At 39.3% G+C, this 16,876-nt stretch carries 9 protein-coding genes, 21 tRNA genes and 1 rRNA gene; 1 reads left to right on the top strand and 30 read right to left on the bottom strand.

Annotation, left to right across the window (positions count from 1 at the left end; all coding sequences use genetic code 11):
- Positions 1 to 6: 6 nt before the first annotated feature.
- The 3 genes from menH to QFZ28_RS07910 are packed head-to-tail and all read right to left on the bottom strand — an operon-like array spanning position 7 to position 3,964.
- Positions 7 to 813, bottom strand: a complete 807-nt coding sequence (gene menH, locus QFZ28_RS07920; RefSeq protein ID WP_307194124.1) for a 2-succinyl-6-hydroxy-2,4-cyclohexadiene-1-carboxylate synthase — start codon at positions 811 to 813, stop codon at positions 7 to 9.
- Entirely contained in the window at positions 813 to 2,561 is a 1,749-nt protein-coding gene (gene menD, locus QFZ28_RS07915; RefSeq protein ID WP_307194123.1) for a 2-succinyl-5-enolpyruvyl-6-hydroxy-3-cyclohexene-1-carboxylic-acid synthase, read from the bottom strand. Before menD ends, menH begins: the two co-directional genes overlap by 1 nt.
- 2 nt (positions 2,562 to 2,563) lie before the next feature.
- Complete coding sequence (locus QFZ28_RS07910; RefSeq protein WP_307194122.1) at positions 2,564 to 3,964, bottom strand: isochorismate synthase; 1,401 nt, start codon at positions 3,962 to 3,964, stop codon at positions 2,564 to 2,566.
- Positions 3,965 to 4,318: 354 nt separating this feature from the next.
- Between QFZ28_RS07910 and QFZ28_RS07905 the strand changes: the two genes are divergently transcribed.
- Positions 4,319 to 5,257 (top strand): 1,4-dihydroxy-2-naphthoate polyprenyltransferase, encoded by a 939-nt coding sequence (locus QFZ28_RS07905; protein ID WP_307194121.1) that lies wholly within the window; start codon positions 4,319 to 4,321, stop codon positions 5,255 to 5,257.
- 43 nt (positions 5,258 to 5,300) lie between these two features.
- Here QFZ28_RS07905 and QFZ28_RS07900 read toward each other — a convergent pair whose 3' ends face one another.
- The 27 genes from QFZ28_RS07900 to rrf form a co-directional block, all read right to left on the bottom strand.
- Positions 5,301 to 7,694, bottom strand: a complete 2,394-nt coding sequence (locus QFZ28_RS07900) for a glycogen/starch/alpha-glucan phosphorylase (protein ID WP_307194120.1) — start codon at positions 7,692 to 7,694, stop codon at positions 5,301 to 5,303.
- Entirely contained in the window at positions 7,684 to 9,132 is a 1,449-nt protein-coding gene (gene glgA / locus QFZ28_RS07895) for a glycogen synthase GlgA (RefSeq protein ID WP_307194119.1), read from the bottom strand. Before glgA ends, QFZ28_RS07900 begins: the two co-directional genes overlap by 11 nt.
- Complete coding sequence (locus QFZ28_RS07890) at positions 9,129 to 10,160, bottom strand: sugar phosphate nucleotidyltransferase (RefSeq protein WP_307194118.1); 1,032 nt, start codon at positions 10,158 to 10,160, stop codon at positions 9,129 to 9,131. The genes glgA and QFZ28_RS07890 overlap by 4 nt, the downstream gene beginning before the upstream one ends.
- A gap of 19 nt (positions 10,161 to 10,179) precedes the next feature.
- Positions 10,180 to 11,325 carry a glucose-1-phosphate adenylyltransferase gene (locus QFZ28_RS07885; RefSeq protein WP_307194117.1) on the bottom strand — a complete coding sequence of 382 codons (1,146 nt, stop codon included), beginning with the start codon at positions 11,323 to 11,325 and terminating at the stop codon, positions 10,180 to 10,182.
- On the bottom strand, positions 11,267 to 13,213 hold the full coding sequence (gene glgB, locus QFZ28_RS07880) for a 1,4-alpha-glucan branching protein GlgB (RefSeq protein ID WP_307194116.1): 1,947 nt from the start codon (positions 13,211 to 13,213) through the stop codon (positions 11,267 to 11,269). The genes QFZ28_RS07885 and glgB overlap by 59 nt, the downstream gene beginning before the upstream one ends.
- Before the next feature lie 1,196 nt (positions 13,214 to 14,409).
- Positions 14,410 to 14,481 (bottom strand) — tRNA-Glu (locus QFZ28_RS07875).
- Between the two features lie 10 nt (positions 14,482 to 14,491).
- A tRNA-Ser gene (locus QFZ28_RS07870) sits at positions 14,492 to 14,582 on the bottom strand.
- An 8-nt stretch (positions 14,583 to 14,590) separates the two neighbouring features.
- Positions 14,591 to 14,665: transfer RNA gene (locus QFZ28_RS07865), tRNA-Asn, on the bottom strand.
- Between the two features lie 33 nt (positions 14,666 to 14,698).
- Positions 14,699 to 14,775, bottom strand: a tRNA-Ile gene (locus QFZ28_RS07860).
- Positions 14,776 to 14,781: 6 nt separating this feature from the next.
- Positions 14,782 to 14,855 (bottom strand) — tRNA-Gly (locus QFZ28_RS07855).
- A 19-nt stretch (positions 14,856 to 14,874) separates the two neighbouring features.
- Positions 14,875 to 14,950 (bottom strand) — tRNA-His (locus QFZ28_RS07850).
- Positions 14,951 to 14,979: 29 nt separating this feature from the next.
- Positions 14,980 to 15,055 (bottom strand) — tRNA-Phe (locus QFZ28_RS07845).
- 26 nt (positions 15,056 to 15,081) lie between these two features.
- A tRNA-Asp gene (locus tag QFZ28_RS07840) sits at positions 15,082 to 15,158 on the bottom strand.
- A 39-nt stretch (positions 15,159 to 15,197) separates the two neighbouring features.
- Positions 15,198 to 15,274, bottom strand: a tRNA-Met gene (locus QFZ28_RS07835).
- A gap of 37 nt (positions 15,275 to 15,311) precedes the next feature.
- Positions 15,312 to 15,404, bottom strand: a tRNA-Ser gene (locus tag QFZ28_RS07830).
- Between the two features lie 17 nt (positions 15,405 to 15,421).
- Positions 15,422 to 15,498: transfer RNA gene (locus tag QFZ28_RS07825), tRNA-Ile, on the bottom strand.
- Between the two features lie 27 nt (positions 15,499 to 15,525).
- A tRNA-Met gene (locus QFZ28_RS07820) sits at positions 15,526 to 15,602 on the bottom strand.
- Positions 15,603 to 15,649: 47 nt separating this feature from the next.
- A tRNA-Ala gene (locus tag QFZ28_RS07815) sits at positions 15,650 to 15,725 on the bottom strand.
- A 20-nt stretch (positions 15,726 to 15,745) separates the two neighbouring features.
- A tRNA-Pro gene (locus tag QFZ28_RS07810) sits at positions 15,746 to 15,822 on the bottom strand.
- Positions 15,823 to 15,829: 7 nt separating this feature from the next.
- A tRNA-Arg gene (locus tag QFZ28_RS07805) sits at positions 15,830 to 15,906 on the bottom strand.
- A 40-nt stretch (positions 15,907 to 15,946) separates the two neighbouring features.
- Positions 15,947 to 16,035, bottom strand: a tRNA-Leu gene (locus tag QFZ28_RS07800).
- A gap of 5 nt (positions 16,036 to 16,040) precedes the next feature.
- Positions 16,041 to 16,115: transfer RNA gene (locus QFZ28_RS07795), tRNA-Gly, on the bottom strand.
- 13 nt (positions 16,116 to 16,128) lie between these two features.
- Positions 16,129 to 16,213, bottom strand: a tRNA-Leu gene (locus QFZ28_RS07790).
- A gap of 14 nt (positions 16,214 to 16,227) precedes the next feature.
- Positions 16,228 to 16,303 (bottom strand) — tRNA-Lys (locus tag QFZ28_RS07785).
- 71 nt (positions 16,304 to 16,374) lie between these two features.
- Positions 16,375 to 16,450, bottom strand: a tRNA-Thr gene (locus QFZ28_RS07780).
- A 31-nt stretch (positions 16,451 to 16,481) separates the two neighbouring features.
- Positions 16,482 to 16,557 (bottom strand) — tRNA-Val (locus tag QFZ28_RS07775).
- Positions 16,558 to 16,565: 8 nt separating this feature from the next.
- A 5S ribosomal RNA gene (rrf, locus tag QFZ28_RS07770) occupies positions 16,566 to 16,681 on the bottom strand.
- Between the last annotated feature and the right edge of the window lie 195 nt (positions 16,682 to 16,876).

The following is a 16,876-nucleotide window of genomic DNA, read 5'->3' as shown; positions in this document are numbered from 1 at the left end:
TTGGTTTTAGTTTGACAAAAAGTCACTTACTATTGTACCAAATTTTTCTTTTGATTCCACATGAATTGCATGACCACAATCATTAATGACAATCCATGAAGCTTTATTTATTTCCTCTGCCATTTTTTCGGCGATCTTACAGAACTTTTCATCCTTTTCTCCTGTCAACAATAACACTTCACAGCCTAGCAGGTCCAACTTTTCCCACCATGAGGCTTGAGAACCTGTCCCCATTCCTAATAAGCTGTTCGCAAGGCCCTGAGCATTATTGGACAGCCGCTGCTCTCTAATTGATTCTTTAATTGAGTTAGGCAGACTTCTCATAGTAGAGAAAAGCGGAATTACTTCCCAATAGTCAACAAAGGACAAAATCCCTTGGTCTTTAATAAAGTTTGCTAGTTCCTTGTCTTTCATACGGCGCAGTATTCTTTCTTCATCTGTTTTCAATCCAGGTGACGCACTCTCTAAAACAAGCTTTCTAACCCTCTCTGGATATAAAATTGCAAGAGTCAGTGCTAATCTGCCCCCCATCGAATATCCAAGAAGGTCAATTTTTTCAATTTGAAGCTGATCCAATAGTAAAATCAAGTCTTCAGCAGCAGATTCTATTTTATAATGATTTATATTATCTGGTGATTCTGTTTCACCATGACCGATAATATCTGGAATGATTAATTTTGAATGCTTGCCCCAAACTGGACAAAAAGGTGTCCAAGTGGAGGAATCTCCAGTAAAGCCGTGTAATAAAAGTAGTGGAAACCCTTCCCCACACACTTCGACATGGTAAGATATATTTTTAACCTTTATGCGCATTAACGAACACCTTTGACAAAGTTTGATATTTCCTCGGAAACAATTCGCCAAAATTCGCGATGCTCTGCTAAGTTACTCTCACGGTTTGTTACCACTTCATATACATTTAATCCTTTTACATCGGTTGAATGGCGCATAAGTTCCTGTAGATGTTCCCAATCCGTTATTCTAGTAAAGTCACCATTAAACATCCGGACGGCATGCTCAAAGTCTAAGTTTAACGGTGTACCGAATAAAAGTTCAAAATGCTTAGGATGCTGCGATTGTGGCAGGAAGGAGAAAATTCCGCCGCCATTATTGTTTACTACAATAATCTTGACATCAATCCCATATAACTTCGAGGCAATCAACCCATTTAAATCATGGAAAAAGGTTAAATCCCCTAAGACGAGATATAAAGGTTTTGAGTATAATCCTGCACCTAAAGCCGTAGATACCGTTCCATCAATGCCATTTGCTCCTCTATTTGCGATGACTTTGATTGATTTTTGGTTATTAAGAAAGAAACTATCTAAATCTCTAATAGGCATGCTGTTACCAACAAACAATGTTGCCCCCTCTGGAAGCATATCCGCTAATTGATAGAACAATCGGCCTTCACTTAATTGCTGACTATCCTTAATCAGCGCCATGTTTGCTTTTGTAAGATGATTAACCGCCAGCCAATTCTCTAAAAATTCACTAGAAGTCCTTTTTTCACTAAAGGCTAACATCTGCTCACAGAAGATCGTTTCATTACAATATATCATTTCCGTAGATAATGATGATGGGTCACGCCAGCCTCCAGCACCATCTATGACAAACTGTTCCGCTTGATGGTTTTCCTTTAAGAAAATGGTAAGTGCTTTTGATAAGGGCATTGCTCCGAAGCGCAGGATTACATCTGGTTTCAGATAGACTTTAGCGTCTTCATTTCTTAAAAATGTATCATATGTTTCCACTATATTTTCAAGAGGATGTTGTCCACTTCTAAGTTGTGATAAAGGGTCTGCTAAGATTGGAAACTTTAACATGTCTGATAAGTGTGTGACAGCCTGAGCAAAACGGTCGTCAGCAATATTGCCGCAAACGATGATTCCCTTTTTATAACCCTTTAGTTTCAAAGAAATGTCCTTAATCTCATCCTCACGAATCGTTAATTCTCCATTTCGAACTTTGACATAACCCGTTGGCCGCTCTATCAACTGAAAGATATCTTCATCTAATTTAGGTATCAGCGGTTCCCTGAACGGGAAATTCAAATGGACTGGGCCAGCAGGAGCTTGGCTGGCTATTGCAGCGGCCCGTGCTCCAATAGTACGGGCATAGCGGATGATTTCAGTACTACTTTCTGGCAATGCCATGTCTGCAAACCATTTTACATGCTGACCATACAAATGAATTTGGTCAATTGCCTGTGGTGCACCTACTTCCCTTAGCTCATGTGGCCGGTCTGCGGTTAGGACAAGTAATGGTACACGTGAATAGCGTGCTTCAATGATTGCAGGATAATAGTTCGCTGCTGCCGTACCGGAAGTGCATAATATCGCTACAGGCTTATTCGTAACTTTAGCTATTCCCAGCGCAAAGAAAGCAGCAGAACGTTCATCCACATGAATATGGAGATTTATCTCCGGATGTTCGGCCATGACCATTGCCATCGGGGTCGATCTTGATCCCGGACTGACGACAACATCCATTAATCCTGTCTGCACTAACTCTGATACAAATGCTGCTAAATAAGCTGTTAATGATTCTTGATGGTTCATATTTATTTTCCTCCAAGCGCGCGAAGCATCGGTCTAAATTTTAAGCTTGTTTCCAGGTATTCACTTTCCGAGTCAGAATTTGCTACTACACCACACCCTGCAAATAATGAAGCCTCTTTACCTTGAATGAGACCAGAACGGATTGAAACAGAGAACTCGCCATTTCCTCGATAATCTACCCATCCCAGCGGTGCTGCATAGAAACCACGATCCAGTTCCTCTACCTGTCTAATTTTTTCAACAGCTTCTTGTTTAGGGAGACCCCCTAGCGCAGGAGTTGGATGAAGTCGTTCCACTAATAAAAGCAGCGAAGCATCCTTTTGACATTTGCCGATAACCGGTGTATAAAGATGTTGAATATCCCGGATTTTCATTAACTGAGGCTTATCTGGCAGGATAATTTCCTCACATGATTCTTCTAATGCTTCCTTAATCATTTCAACCACAAATCCGTGCTCATTCAGGTTTTTCTGATCATTTAGTAATGTTTGCCCTAAAAAATGGTCTTCCTCTTCGTTTTTACCGCGTCTTATTGAACCTGCCAGACAGGTTGAAAATACATTCTTTCCTTGTTTCTTCACAAGTCTTTCAGGTGTGGCGCCGATAAAACAATCTCCGTTTGATTCAAAAACAAAAATAAAGCTATCTCGCTGTTGATTGTATAAATTTTCAAGAATAACATCTGCTTTCACTTGATGATTAAACAATAATCTTAATTCGCGTGCCAGCACTACCTTTTTCAATGAACCGGTTTTCAAATCCTCTACCACCTCATCCACAGTCTGTTTCCATTTCTGGGGTGATATTTCTTTCATTTCTAGGAGTTTAGGCGGGTTTATATGGGTGTCTTGTTTTAGAGATGTTAGCAGCTGGGTTCGCTCGCTTATTACTTTTTCAAAAAATGTATAATCATCATTTGGAGTACAAACAATATTCGTCGTTAAATACGTTTGTCCCTTAACAATTGTTAACATATATTTTGGAACATGGAATAGAGAATCAGCGTATTTAGACCAAAGTGCTGTTTTTGCCTTAAGTGGATCAAAGGAAAACCCGCCAAACATAACAGGTCCCAAGCCATTTTCATTGAATGGGTTAAAGATTAATCCATCCTTTAAAAATTCCCTCCACTCTTCTTCAACATGAAAAAAGCGGTCAGTAGCCTGATCCGACTGAATTTGTTTTGTTATGCCAATGCCAACAAGCACAACCTCTTCTGATGGGTCTTTCCAATAGAAACGTTCCCCAAGATAGCGCTCTCTTCCACGATTGAAAAAGGATAAGGGATCCATTCTGTCCATTTTATGAACTTCGCTTATTAAAATGGGGCGACCTAGTTTTTGAGCAGTGGTGACTGCCGAGATACCTCTTTCCTTTAATTCCGTTTCCTGAATGGTAACCAAAAAAATCCCTCCAAAACAGTCAAGTGACTGTTATCCATTCATTTTTAAGCCTAATTTAAAACATACTACTTTATTGTAAAGAAGTCAGTAATACTTGTCACTAAGTATACTCATGACTACCTTATTATATCTTAATTCAATCCGAGCAGGGGTGTATTTGATTTACATCCGTTTATTTCATTTTCCCTCCAAACACTCATTACTAATCAAGCAGGAATTATCTACTAATTTCACTAATAAAAAATAATTGACTGTAGTTGGCAAATTCCATAAACTAAGGTTTGGACAGTCTTTAGACAATAGTACAAAATGAATGATTTTACTATAGATAATAGATAAAAGGGAGAGAAGATAATGCAGCCAAATTTACAGCACAGTTCAAAGCCTGCTGTTGAATCGAATCGCGGTTTTCAGGTTTGGTGGCAAATGACCCGTCCCCATACCTTGACTGCATCATTTGTTCCAGTTTTCCTAGGCACAGCACTGGCACTTTCACATGGAGAAATACATTTTGGTCTTTTCTTTGCCATGTTAATCGCCAGTTTATTAATCCAAGCAGCTACTAATATGTTCAATGAGTATTATGATTTTAAACGTGGACTCGACAATGAGCATTCAATCGGTATTGGCGGTTCCATTGTCCGTGATGGAATTAAGCCGAAAACGGTCATGCAGCTCGCGCTAAGCCTCTATGGAATTGCTTTATTAATTGGGGTTTATATTTGTATGAGTACTAGCTGGTGGCTGGCTGCTGTCGGGCTTGTATGTATGGCGGTTGGTTATTTATATACAGGAGGACCCTTTCCAATCGCATATACTCCATTTGGAGAGATTTTTGCAGGGTTCTTTATGGGTATGTTAATCATTCTAATTTCATTCTTTATCCAAACTGGAACCGTCACAACCTGTAGCATCCTGATTTCAGTTCCTATTTTAGTCCTAGTTGGTGCTATTAATTTTTCTAATAACATTAGGGATTTAGAGGGCGATAAAGAAAATGGACGAAAAACACTAGCCATTTTATTAGGCAAAAATAAGGCCGTTACCTTAATGGGTTATATGTTCATTTTTTCATTTCTTTGGATAGTAGGTTTAATCTTCGCCGATATTGCTCCGATTTGGACATTAATCGTGCTTCTAAGTATTCCTAAGGCGTTGAAAGCAATCAAAGGTTTTAAAGCTGGTGTTTCTCCAATTCAAATGGCTCCAGCTATGAAAGCAACTGCACAAACCAATACAATCTTTGGCTTTTTACTGGCCATTGGAATTTTTCTTGGACACTTTGTTTCCTAAATAATAAAAGGCACCTGCTATTACAACAGCAGATGCCTTTTTATTATAGAGGTTTAATACCCCAAATATCGTCCGCATACTCTTTGATTGTCCGATCACTTGAGAAATAACCGGCGTTGGCGATGTTAATCAGACACTTCTTTTGCCAAATTTGCTGGTCCCTAAACGTCTCACCAATTCTCTTTTGAGTGTCTGCATAGGAGGCAAAATCCTTTAGTACAAAGTATTGGTCATTTTCTTCCAGCAATGAATCAAAGATTGGTTCAAATTCGTTATAAACACCGGGGAAAAATCCATTTACGAGCTGATCAACAGCCTGGCGGATACGACTATCATGGTGATAATATTCAATCGATTGATAGCCTCCATGCTGGTAATAGTGAAGGACCTCATCAGCAGAAAGTCCGAACGTAAAGATGTTCTCTTCTCCGACCAATTCATGAATTTCAATATTGGCTCCATCCATTGTTCCTACTGTCAGCGCTCCGTTGATCATAAACTTCATATTACCTGTACCCGATGCTTCTTTACTCGCGGTAGAAATTTGTTCACTTAAATCAGCAGCCGGGAAGACCTTTTCCGCGAGCGAAACGCGATAATTTTCAAGAAAAACTACCTTCATCTTATCGCCAATAAATGGGTCATTATTAACCTTTTCTGCTACTGTATTAATGAGCTTAATGATCTTCTTTGCATAATAATAACCCGGGGATGCCTTAGCACCAAAAATGAATACTCTTGGTACCATTGAAAAACTAGAATCCTCTTTTATCCGATTATAAAGATACATAATATGTAATACCTTTAGAAGCTGTCTTTTATAGGCATGCAGGCGTTTAACCTGGACATCAAAGATAGCAGAGGAATCTACAACAATGCCATTCTTACTCTGGATTACTTCAGCAAGCCGTTGCTTATTATCCTTTTTTATTTTCAATAGCTGCTCCATGAAAGAGGAATCGTTTTGATATTTAAGTAATTGTAATAAATCTGCAGGTGATTGAGTCCAAGAAGAACCAATGGAATCAGTAATTAAATTTGATAGATCCGGATTTCCTTTCAGCAGCCAGCGCCGATGGGCAATTCCATTTGTTTTATTATTGAATTTCTCCGGAAACAATTGATAAAATTGATTCATTTCACGAGTCTTTAGAATTTCTGTATGCAGCTTGGCAACCCCATTAACACTAAAACTCCCCACAATCGCTAAATGAGCCATTTTCACATAGCCATCAGCAATGATCGCCAGCTTTGCAATCCTATCCCAGTCCCCTGTATATTTATCCCATAATTCTCCGCAAAACCGTTCATTTATTTCTTCTATAATCATATAAATTCGAGGCAGCAGCGGCTGAAAAATCCGAATTGGCCATTTTTCCAATGCTTCCGATAATGTCGTATGGTTCGTATAGGAAATCGTATGCCTCGTAATATACCAGGCAAGATCCCAATCAAACCCTTCCTCATCAACTAAGATTCTCATTAGTTCTGGAATAGCCAAAACTGGGTGGGTATCATTAATGTGAATACAAACATGCTGATGAAGTTCCTTTAAGTTTCCATGTTGTTTTCGATACGTTTTGATAATGGATTGAATACTCGCGGATACTAAAAAATACTGCTGCTTGAGCCGTAGTATTTTCCCTTCATCATGGGTATCATCAGGATAAAGAAATTCTGATACTAATTCCGTTTCCCGTTTGTACTTTAAAATATCATCATGAACAGGAAATTGAGATGGCTCTGCATTCCACAATCTTAACGTATTAACTGTCTCTGAATTAAATCCAATAACCGGCATATCATGTGGAACGGCAGTAACGGTTTCAGCATTCAAATGTTGAAATACAAGACGGCCGTTCTCTGTTCTTCCTTCCACCTTACCCCAAAATGGTATTTTAACAGCTAGGTCAGCCTTCCGGACTTCCCAAACATTACCGCTTCTGAGCCATTGCTCTGGTAATTCTACTTGATAGCCATCCACAATTTTCTGTTCAAATAGTCCATGTTTATAACGAATGCCATGACCATGTCCTGGGAGATTAAGAGAAGCTAGGGAATCAAGAAAACAAGCGGCTAATCTACCTAAGCCGCCATTTCCTAAACCTGCATCACTTTCTAGTTCTTCTAGATTATTTAAATCGATACCAAGTTCACTAAGTCCAACTTGTACAGTTTCTTCGATTCCCAAGTTTATTAAATTTTGCCGCAGGAGCTTACCTAATAAATATTCAATCGAAAGATAATAAACTTGCTTCTCTTTTGCAGCAAGGTATCGTTCATTCGTTTTAATCCAATCGTTACTAACAAATTCCCGAATCATAATCCCAAGGGTTTGGTAATGGTCACGCTCTGAGCTCTCTGAGAAGCTCTTACCGCATACCATATTCAACCTCTTTAAGAAAGTGTTCTTAAACTCTGTTGTATTAGAAAACATGGGTTTCACTCCTCGAGATCAGCTCTGCATAAAGCTGATTGTACTTAAATGCAGACTGGGCCCAGCTATTATCTTTTTCCATCGCTTTTTGAACAATCGTTTCCCAAGCTGGGTCATGATAAAAGTGTAATGCCCTTCTAATCGTATATAGCATGTCATGGGCATTAAAATTTTTAAAAGAAAACCCATTTCCCTCATCGGTTTTCTCATTCCAAGATTGTACGGTATCATTTAGCCCGCCTGTTTCACGTACAATTGGCACCGCACCGTATCTCATAGCGATTAATTGACCCAGACCACATGGCTCAAATAGGGAAGGCATTAGAAACAGATCTGCCGCTGCATATAGCTTGTGAGCCAGACCCTCACTAAATCCGATATGAACCTTTAATTTATCTGGTGTTGAGTTTGCTGCATGACGCAGGTACTCCTCATAAGCATAGTCTCCTGTCCCTAGAACTACCATTTGGATATCTTCATGGAGAATATCATTTAAAACACACTTAACGAGATCTAATCCCTTTTGTTTTGTCAGCCGAGTAATCATCACCATTAACGGTGTATTTGGTTTTTGTGGCAACCCAAAGAATTTTTGGATTTCACTTTTATTAATTGCCTTATTTTCAAGGTTATTAACTGTGTACGTTTTATAGATAAGTGAATCGTCGGCAGGATTATAGAATTTATCATCGATACCATTTAAAATTCCAACGAGATCATCTTCTCTTGTTTTTAAAAGACCATCCAATTTTTCACCATACGCAGGTGTTTGGATTTCTTGTTTATAAGTTGGGCTTACTGTTGTAATTTCGTCGGCCGCTACAAGAGCACCCTTCATAAAATTAATACAACCGAAAAACTCTAAGTTTTCTGGGTGGAATGCTCCCCAATCTAATCCAAGCAAGTCAGAAAGCGCCTCTCGTGGAAAAATACCCTGAAATTGCAGATTATGAATCGTGAAAACAGTACGAATAAGTCCGTACCCTTTTCGCTTGTAATACTCCTGTCTTAATAAAAACGGAATCATCGCTGTATGCCAGTCATGGCAATGAAGTACATCTGGATAAAAATCAAGATGTGCCAAAGCTTCCAACACAGCCCGATTAAAATAAGCGAATCTCTCGCCATCATCGTAATATCCATAAAATCCTTCGCGTTTAAAATAATACTCATTATCAACAAAGTAGTAAGTTACTCCCTCATAGGAAAGCTCCTCAATCCCGCAATATTGATTTCTCCAGCCAACAGGTACTGTGAATTCTTTAATTTTTTCCATATCTGCTTTAAAATCATCGGCAATAGTACCATACTTCGGCAGGATAACCCTTACGTCCGTACCAAGACTTTTTAATTCTTTAGGCAGGGAGCCTGCAACGTCCGCAAGCCCCCCTGATTTTGCAAATGGTCCACATTCTGAAACTGCAAATAATACTTTCACGATTTCATCAACGCTCCTTGTTTCGTACCTTTTCGTACGACAAAAGGGTCTCTGGCTGTACCAGTTAAGTTTGTACCAGCCTCAACCTTTACATCTTTATCTAAAATAACGGAATCAAGGTAACAATTATCTTCAATCACGCATTTTTGCATGATAATGCAATTCTTAATAACTGCCCCTTTTCCAATTTTAACGCCCCTTGAGATGATACTATTTTCAACGGTACCATTAATTAAGCAGCCATTGGCGATCATGGCATTTTGTACAGCTGAACCTTTTAAATATCTTGTTGGCGGCTCATCTTTCACCTTTGTAAGGATAGGCTGTTCTTTAATAAATAATTGCTTCCAGACATCGGAATTTAATAAATTTAAACTAGTAGAAAAGTAGTTTTGAATGGAATCTATCATAACTGCATAACCGGAATAGACATAGCTGCAGATGGAGTATTGATGTTCAGGGTCTAGGACCACATCTCTCATACATGTATATCCTGTTTCATTTCTCGTTTCAATTAACTTAATGAGTAAGGATGTTTTCACTAAATACATTTCCATCGGAGTACCATCTTCATGGTGAATTTCAGTAATATCGCACCCTGAATGGATATGCCAATCTAGCAATGGTTTAAAATCCATATTGAAAACGGTATAACAATTCGTAATAATAGAATATTCTTGAGAACTGCGGTAAAAGAAATCTAAATTTGCAGCAAAGTTTTCAAACGTACCTATTTTATTTATATCTGAATCGACTACGGGAGTTGGAAAAAAGAAAAGTCCATCACGCTTTCGATTTAAGTCCCAGTTCTTTCCTGAACCGAGGTGATCCATTAACGAACGGTAGGTCATTTTAGGAAAAATGGCTACACTTCTTATTCCTGAATTGACCATATTTGAAAGTACAAAATCAATAATTCGATAACGTCCTGCAAATGGTAGGGCTGCAAGTGATCGATGTGTCAAAAGGTCCTCTAGATCTTCATGGTACGTTGTTGCGTCAATTACACCTAATAGCTTTCTCTTCAATACTAGTCCCTCCCGTATATTAAAAAGCAGGATATAACCCACTTAACATTTCTTCAGTAACAAGGATAATTTCATCATCAAATGAACGAATTACGGTCCCATCTGGGATAATAACATCACTTGGAACAATCGCTTTTTCAATCTTTACGTTTTCACCAATTACCGCATCTGGCATGATTACAGATTCTTTAATAATGGATCCTTTACCAACACTAACTCCTTGAAATAAAACCGAATTATCAATTTCTCCTTCAATCGTACAGCCCTCATTAATTAGAGATTCCTTAACAATTGCTTCAGGAGAGATATACTGTGGAGGCTGGTTAGGATTGACAGAATAAATTCTCCAATCATGATCAAATAGATCTAAATCACATTCGTCATTCAATAGATCCATATTTGCTTCCCAAAGACTCTTAACTGTACCTACATCCTTCCAATAGCCTTTAAAAGGATAGGCGTATAATTTCTTATTTTCATCTAAGAGAGTTGGAATGATGTCTTTACCAAAATCGTGTGAAGATTTAGAATTTCTAGCGTCCATCTCAAGATATTCTTTCAGTATATTCCAGCTAAAAATATAAATGCCCATCGAAGCTAAATTATTTTTTGGCTCTGCTGGCTTTTCCTCAAACTCTGTTATTCTTAATTCCTCGTTTGTGTTCATAATCCCAAAACGGCTTGCTTCCGCCCATGGAACTTCAATTAATGAAATGGTTACATCTGCCCTTTTCTCAATATGATAATCAAGCATAGTCTCATAATTCATTTTGTAAATATGGTCACCTGAAAGAATGAGCACATATTCAGGCTGGTATTGCTTTAAATAATTAAGGTTTTGATAAATAGCACTTGCAGTTCCGGTATACCACTTTACCTCAGAAGTTTCAGCATACGGGGGTAAAACGGTTACCCCTCCATCTTTTCGATCTAGGTCCCAAGCACTGCCAATACCTATATACGAATTTAAAAGCAAAGGTTGATACTGAGTTAAGACTCCTACTGTATCAATACCTGAATTAGCACAATTGCTTAATGGAAAATCAATGATTCTGTACTTTCCTCCAAATGGAACAGCAGGCTTTGCTAAATCCTTTGTAAGTGAGTTAAGTCTGCTTCCTTTCCCTCCTGCCAATAGCATTGCCACGCACTTTTTCTTTCCCATTACCTTTTCTCTCCTTTCGTTTTTTCACCGGTCGAATGATCTGAAAGCCAAAAGGCGGTATCGTCACATTAACGGAATATGGTCTTCCATGAAATGGCTCTTCTGAAGCCATAAATGTTTTCTTATTAATAAATCCAGCGCCGCCAAAGTCAGTATCGTCACTATTAAAAATTTCACGAAACTCGCCTTGAGCAGGTACGCCAATCTTATACTCTGGATAGTGCACTCCTGTAAAATTACAAATGATAACTAAATAATCATTTTCTGTTTTACCTTTCCGAATAAAAGAAAAGACTGATTGGCTATAGTTATTACAGTCAATCCATTCAAAACCTTCATGCATGTGGTCAAGCTCATACAATGCTTTAGACCGTTTATAGAGTTTTGTTAATTGTTTAACATATAGATTTACATTTTGGTGCATCTCATAATCTAGTAAGTTCCAATCTAGCTGTTCTTTGTCTTTCCATTCTGAAAACTGACCTAGTTCAAATCCCATAAACAAAAGATTCTTGCCAGGATGAGCGAACATATAGCCTAGGAGCAAGCGCAGCTGTGCAAATTTCTCCCAGTAATCACCCGGCATTTTATCTAACAATGACTTTTTACCATGGACCACTTCATCGTGTGACAATGGGAGCATAAAGTTTTCAGAAAAGGCATAGAGGAGCGAAAAAGTTACTTTATTATGAACACTTTCACGTGCAAATGGCGGTGTTTCCATGTATTTTAAAATGTCATTCATCCAGCCCATATTCCATTTATAATCGAAGCCTAATCCTCCATAATGGACAGGTGCAGTAACATTAGGGAAATCTGTTGAATCCTCCCCAATCATGACGAAGGTTGGATCATATTGATGAACTTCTATATTTAACTTTTTAAGAAATTCGATTCCAAATGGGTTTTCAAGGTTTTCAGATGAATTCGGCCAATATATGATGTTTGCAACTGCGTCCATCCTAAACCCATCAATATGAAAGTAATCTATCCAAAAAAATGCATTGGAGATAAGGAAACTTTGTACTTCTCCTTTTCCAAGATCAAAGTTTGCAGTTCCCCAAACTTGATTTTCCCTGTCATACTCTGTTTCGTAAGAATAAATATGTGAGCCATCAAAACGGTATAATCCATGTGAATCCTTACAAAAGTGACCAGGAACCCAATCAAGAATGACGCCAATTCCATTCTGATGACATTGGTCTACAAAGTACATAAAGTCCTTTGGTGTGCCGTAGCGAGAGGTTGCTGAAAAGTAGCCAGTACCCTGATATCCCCATGATCCGTCAAAAGGGTGCTCGATAAGCGGTAATAACTCAATATGTGTAAATCCATGTTCAAGCACATAAGGTATGAGTTCTTCGGCCATTTCCTTATATGTTAAAAAATCACCATTATCATGTTTTTTCCATGAACCAAAATGCACCTCATAGATGATCTGTGGTTCAGATAAGATATTTCTTTTTTGTTTTCTGTGCATCCAATGATTATCCTGCCAATCGTAATTTCTCAAAGAATAAACGATGGATGCGGTATTTGGCCGCAGTTCAGAATAAAATGCATATGGATCTGATTTTAAAAGTCTTTCATTTTGTGCTGTGATTATTTCATATTTATAGAGGCAGCCATTCAGGTCTTGATTAATAACAATAATCCATACACCTTCATTGTTTACCCTATGTAAATCGTAACCTTCTCCATTCCAGTTATTAAAACTTCCAACCAGCCTTACTTGTTTAGCATTAGGGGCCCACACACAAAAACGTGTATATACTTTGTCAGATTCTTTAAAGACGTGTGCTCCAAACAGCTGGTGACTTTGAAAAAGGTTCCCCTCATGAAATAAATGCAACTGATAGTCTGTTGGATATAAAGTATTCACTGCCATTATTAACCTCATCCTTGTGAAAATGTATTTCAAGGGTTAATTATAAGTGCAAAATACAAATATCTCTTGTAAAACTTTTTTATCTTTTCTGACAATAAAATATACAGACTGTCATATTCCACTTAATTTCAACAGCTTTCGACAGGAATGAACAAGGAATTCATCAGCAACCGACAAAAATATATAAAGTTTTTTTGAATTTTTGGGTAAAAAATATTATTTAATTTATAAGAAACTTTTACATGTAAAAGCATTGAATATCCAGTGAATGTAAGCGTTGTCAACGTTTTTCTTGGTATCGCCGGAAGGAAGAATATTATATAGATATAGTATATTACTTAGAAAAATGCACTCTCAAGTCTTGGACAAGCTATGAGCGTTTCAAAGGATTGGAATGTTTGTTTTTCTTATATAACAAGGCAATTTAAAAGATAAAATGAGATGATTATTTAACGGGTAGGCTCTGTTATTATTCATTGTTGATTTTCGAATAGGGTTGAGAATTCATAGGCGGAGAATTTCCGGCTATTGTATATAGAGGAAGCTTAAGAATCAGATATAAGCGGAGATATTCCGGTTAACTACTTAAAATAAGACAAATTCCAAGGATTTAGATACAATAAGCGGAAAAACTCCACTTATTTTTAAGGAAATATGGGTATTTCCCAATTTAAACGGAAATTCTCCGCTTATTTTCCAAACACAGTGAAATCAACATTCAGTTTTAAAAGAGCCAATGGGTAAAAGTGGTGGCACAAATTATAAGGAATTTTGCAACGTGGCATTTTATGGAGACTTTAGTGACCTTAATGGGAGTATTTAGAAGGTTAAAATAGCCTGAATAACTCATTAGAGATACCAACAGGCGCCAACAGGCGATTTGCTTACTTGAACTGCACTAGGAGTGACTAAGTTTGATTTACGACGAATATATACGGTCCCTAGTAGGGTACATTGGAGATAGGTTGATTTAGCATTTAATATAATTAAAATCGTTTTATTATTACCCAAAACTAGTTTGCTTCAATATTTAGGTCACTCTAGGTCTGCTATAGTGACCTGACTTCCGTTTGGTTCAACGTTTCGGTCACTATAGAAATTAGAACTAATTGAGGTATATATAATCGATTGTAGTATTAGAATGACAAAAATAAAAACAAAAAAACTGATGATAAAATATCATCAGCCTTTTTGTATGACCCCTACGGGATTCGAACCCGTGTTACCGCCGTGAAAGGGCGGTGTCTTAACCGCTTGACCAAGGGGCCTTATATTTTATGGCGGAGAAGGAGGGATTTGAACCCTCGCGCCGGTTACCCGACCTACACCCTTAGCAGGGGCGCCTCTTCAGCCTCTTGAGTACTTCCCCATAAAAAATGGCTCCGCAGGTAGGACTCGAACCTACGACCGATCGGTTAACAGCCGATAGCTCTACCACTGAGCTACTGCGGAACAATTGAAAGTTATTTTGCTCACAAAAAATTCTGGTGGGCCTAAATGGACTCGAACCATCGACCTCACGCTTATCAGGCGTGCGCTCTAACCAGCTGAGCTATAGGCCCATAAATTGGAGCGGGTGATGAGAATCGAACTCACAACATCAGCTTGGAAGGCTGAGGTTTTACCACTAAACTACACCCGCGAAAAATAAAATAAATAGATGGGGCGACTGATGGGAATCGAACCCACGAATGCCTGAACCACAATCAGGTGCGTTAACCACTTCGCCACAATCGCCATCATAATAGTTGCAATCTAAATATAAATGGTGGCTCAGGACGGAATCGAACCGCCGACACAAGGATTTTCAGTCCTTTGCTCTACCGACTGAGCTACTGAGCCACTATATTTTGCCATCTTAATAAAAATGGCGGTCTGGACGGGACTCGAACCCGCGACCTCCTGCGTGACAGGCAGGCATTCTAACCAACTGAACTACCAGACCGAGGTTTTTTCAAGTGTTTTTCTTGAAAATAACTTACATTGGTTGCGGGGACAGGATTTGAACCTGCGACCTTCGGGTTATGAGCCCGACGAGCTACCAGACTGCTCCACCCCGCGACAATAAAAATTGTTTCATTTTGCTGAAGTAATAGTATGGCGGAGGAAGAGGGATTCGAACCCCCGCGCGGTTTAACCCGCCTGTCGGTTTTCAAGACCGATCCCTTCAGCCGGACTTGGGTATTCCTCCATATTATATAAAATTACTGGTGGACCTTGTAGGACTCGAACCTACGACCGGACGGTTATGAGCCGTCTGCTCTAACCAGCTGAGCTAAAGGTCCAAGTAGAAGTTCTATAAATAAATTATTTGGTAGCGGCGGAGGGGATCGAACCCCCGACCTTACGGGTATGAACCGTACGCTCTAGCCAGCTGAGCTACACCGCCAAATATTTAATAAATTGTAGGTTATTTTCACTAAAGTGAAAAAACTTTGGTGGAGCCTAGCGGGATCGAACCGCTGACCTCCTGCGTGCAAAGCAGGCGCTCTCCCAGCTGAGCTAAGGCCCCATTTTGTTATTTTAGAAGAATGGTCGGGAAGACAGGATTCGAACCTGCGACCCCTTGGTCCCAAACCAAGTGCTCTACCAAGCTGAGCTACTTCCCGTAAAATATGGCGCGCCCGAAAGGAGTCGAACCCATAACCTTCTGATCCGTAGTCAGACACTCTATCCAATTGAGCTACGGGCGCAATATTTTTAATGTAAGTTATTTTGCTTTTGCAAAAAACTTGGTGCCGAGGACCGGAATCGAACCGGTACGGTAGTCACCTACCGCAGGATTTTAAGTCCTGTGCGTCTGCCAGTTCCGCCACCCCGGCAACATTGGAGCGGAAGACGGGATTCGAACCCGCGACCCCCACCTTGGCAAGGTGGTGTTCTACCACTGAACTACTTCCGCGTATTAGATTAATTGGTGCGGGTGAAGGGAGTCGAACCCCCACGCCTTGCGGCGCCAGATCCTAAGTCTGGTGCGTCTGCCAATTCCGCCACACCCGCATATTGATTTAAAATGGTGAGCCATGAAGGACTCGAACCTTCGACCCTCTGATTAAAAGTCAGATGCTCTACCAACTGAGCTAATGGCTCATATAATTGGCACTTATATGATAACTAATGTTCTATGCTGCCGCTGATATGAACCAACGAAGTAAGGAGCATGGTGCCGGCTAGAGGACTTGAACCCCCAACCTACTGATTACAAGTCAGTTGCTCTACCAATTGAGCTAAACCGGCATATATTGTAGTTTATTTTATTAAGATATTATGGTGGAGGATGACGGGATCGAACCGCCGACCCTCTGCTTGTAAGGCAGATGCTCTCCCAGCTGAGCTAATCCTCCATATATAAGCCTGGCAACGTCCTACTCTCACAGGGACAAAGTCCCAACTACCATCGGCGCTGAGAAGCTTAACTTCCGTGTTCGGTATGGGAACGGGTGTGACCTTCTCGCCATTATTACCAGACTGTTTTCTCAAAGGCAAAATCTATTATATTGTCTTTTTCGATATTTTTCAAGAGGTTTTTTAAAAAAAATTCATTCCCTCAAAACTAGATAATTTCAGAAGAAGTTTGTAAAAACGAGTTCACCTTAAATATTGTCCAGCTGCGGCTCCTAACTTCTCGGCCGTTTCAATCCGTCCCCGCAAATCCAAAACCGG

Source organism: Neobacillus niacini (genome assembly GCF_030817695.1).
Taxonomy (GTDB): Bacteria; Bacillota; Bacilli; order Bacillales; family Cytobacillaceae; genus Neobacillus; species Neobacillus niacini_F.
This window is presented reverse-complemented; position numbering and strand designations above follow the sequence as displayed.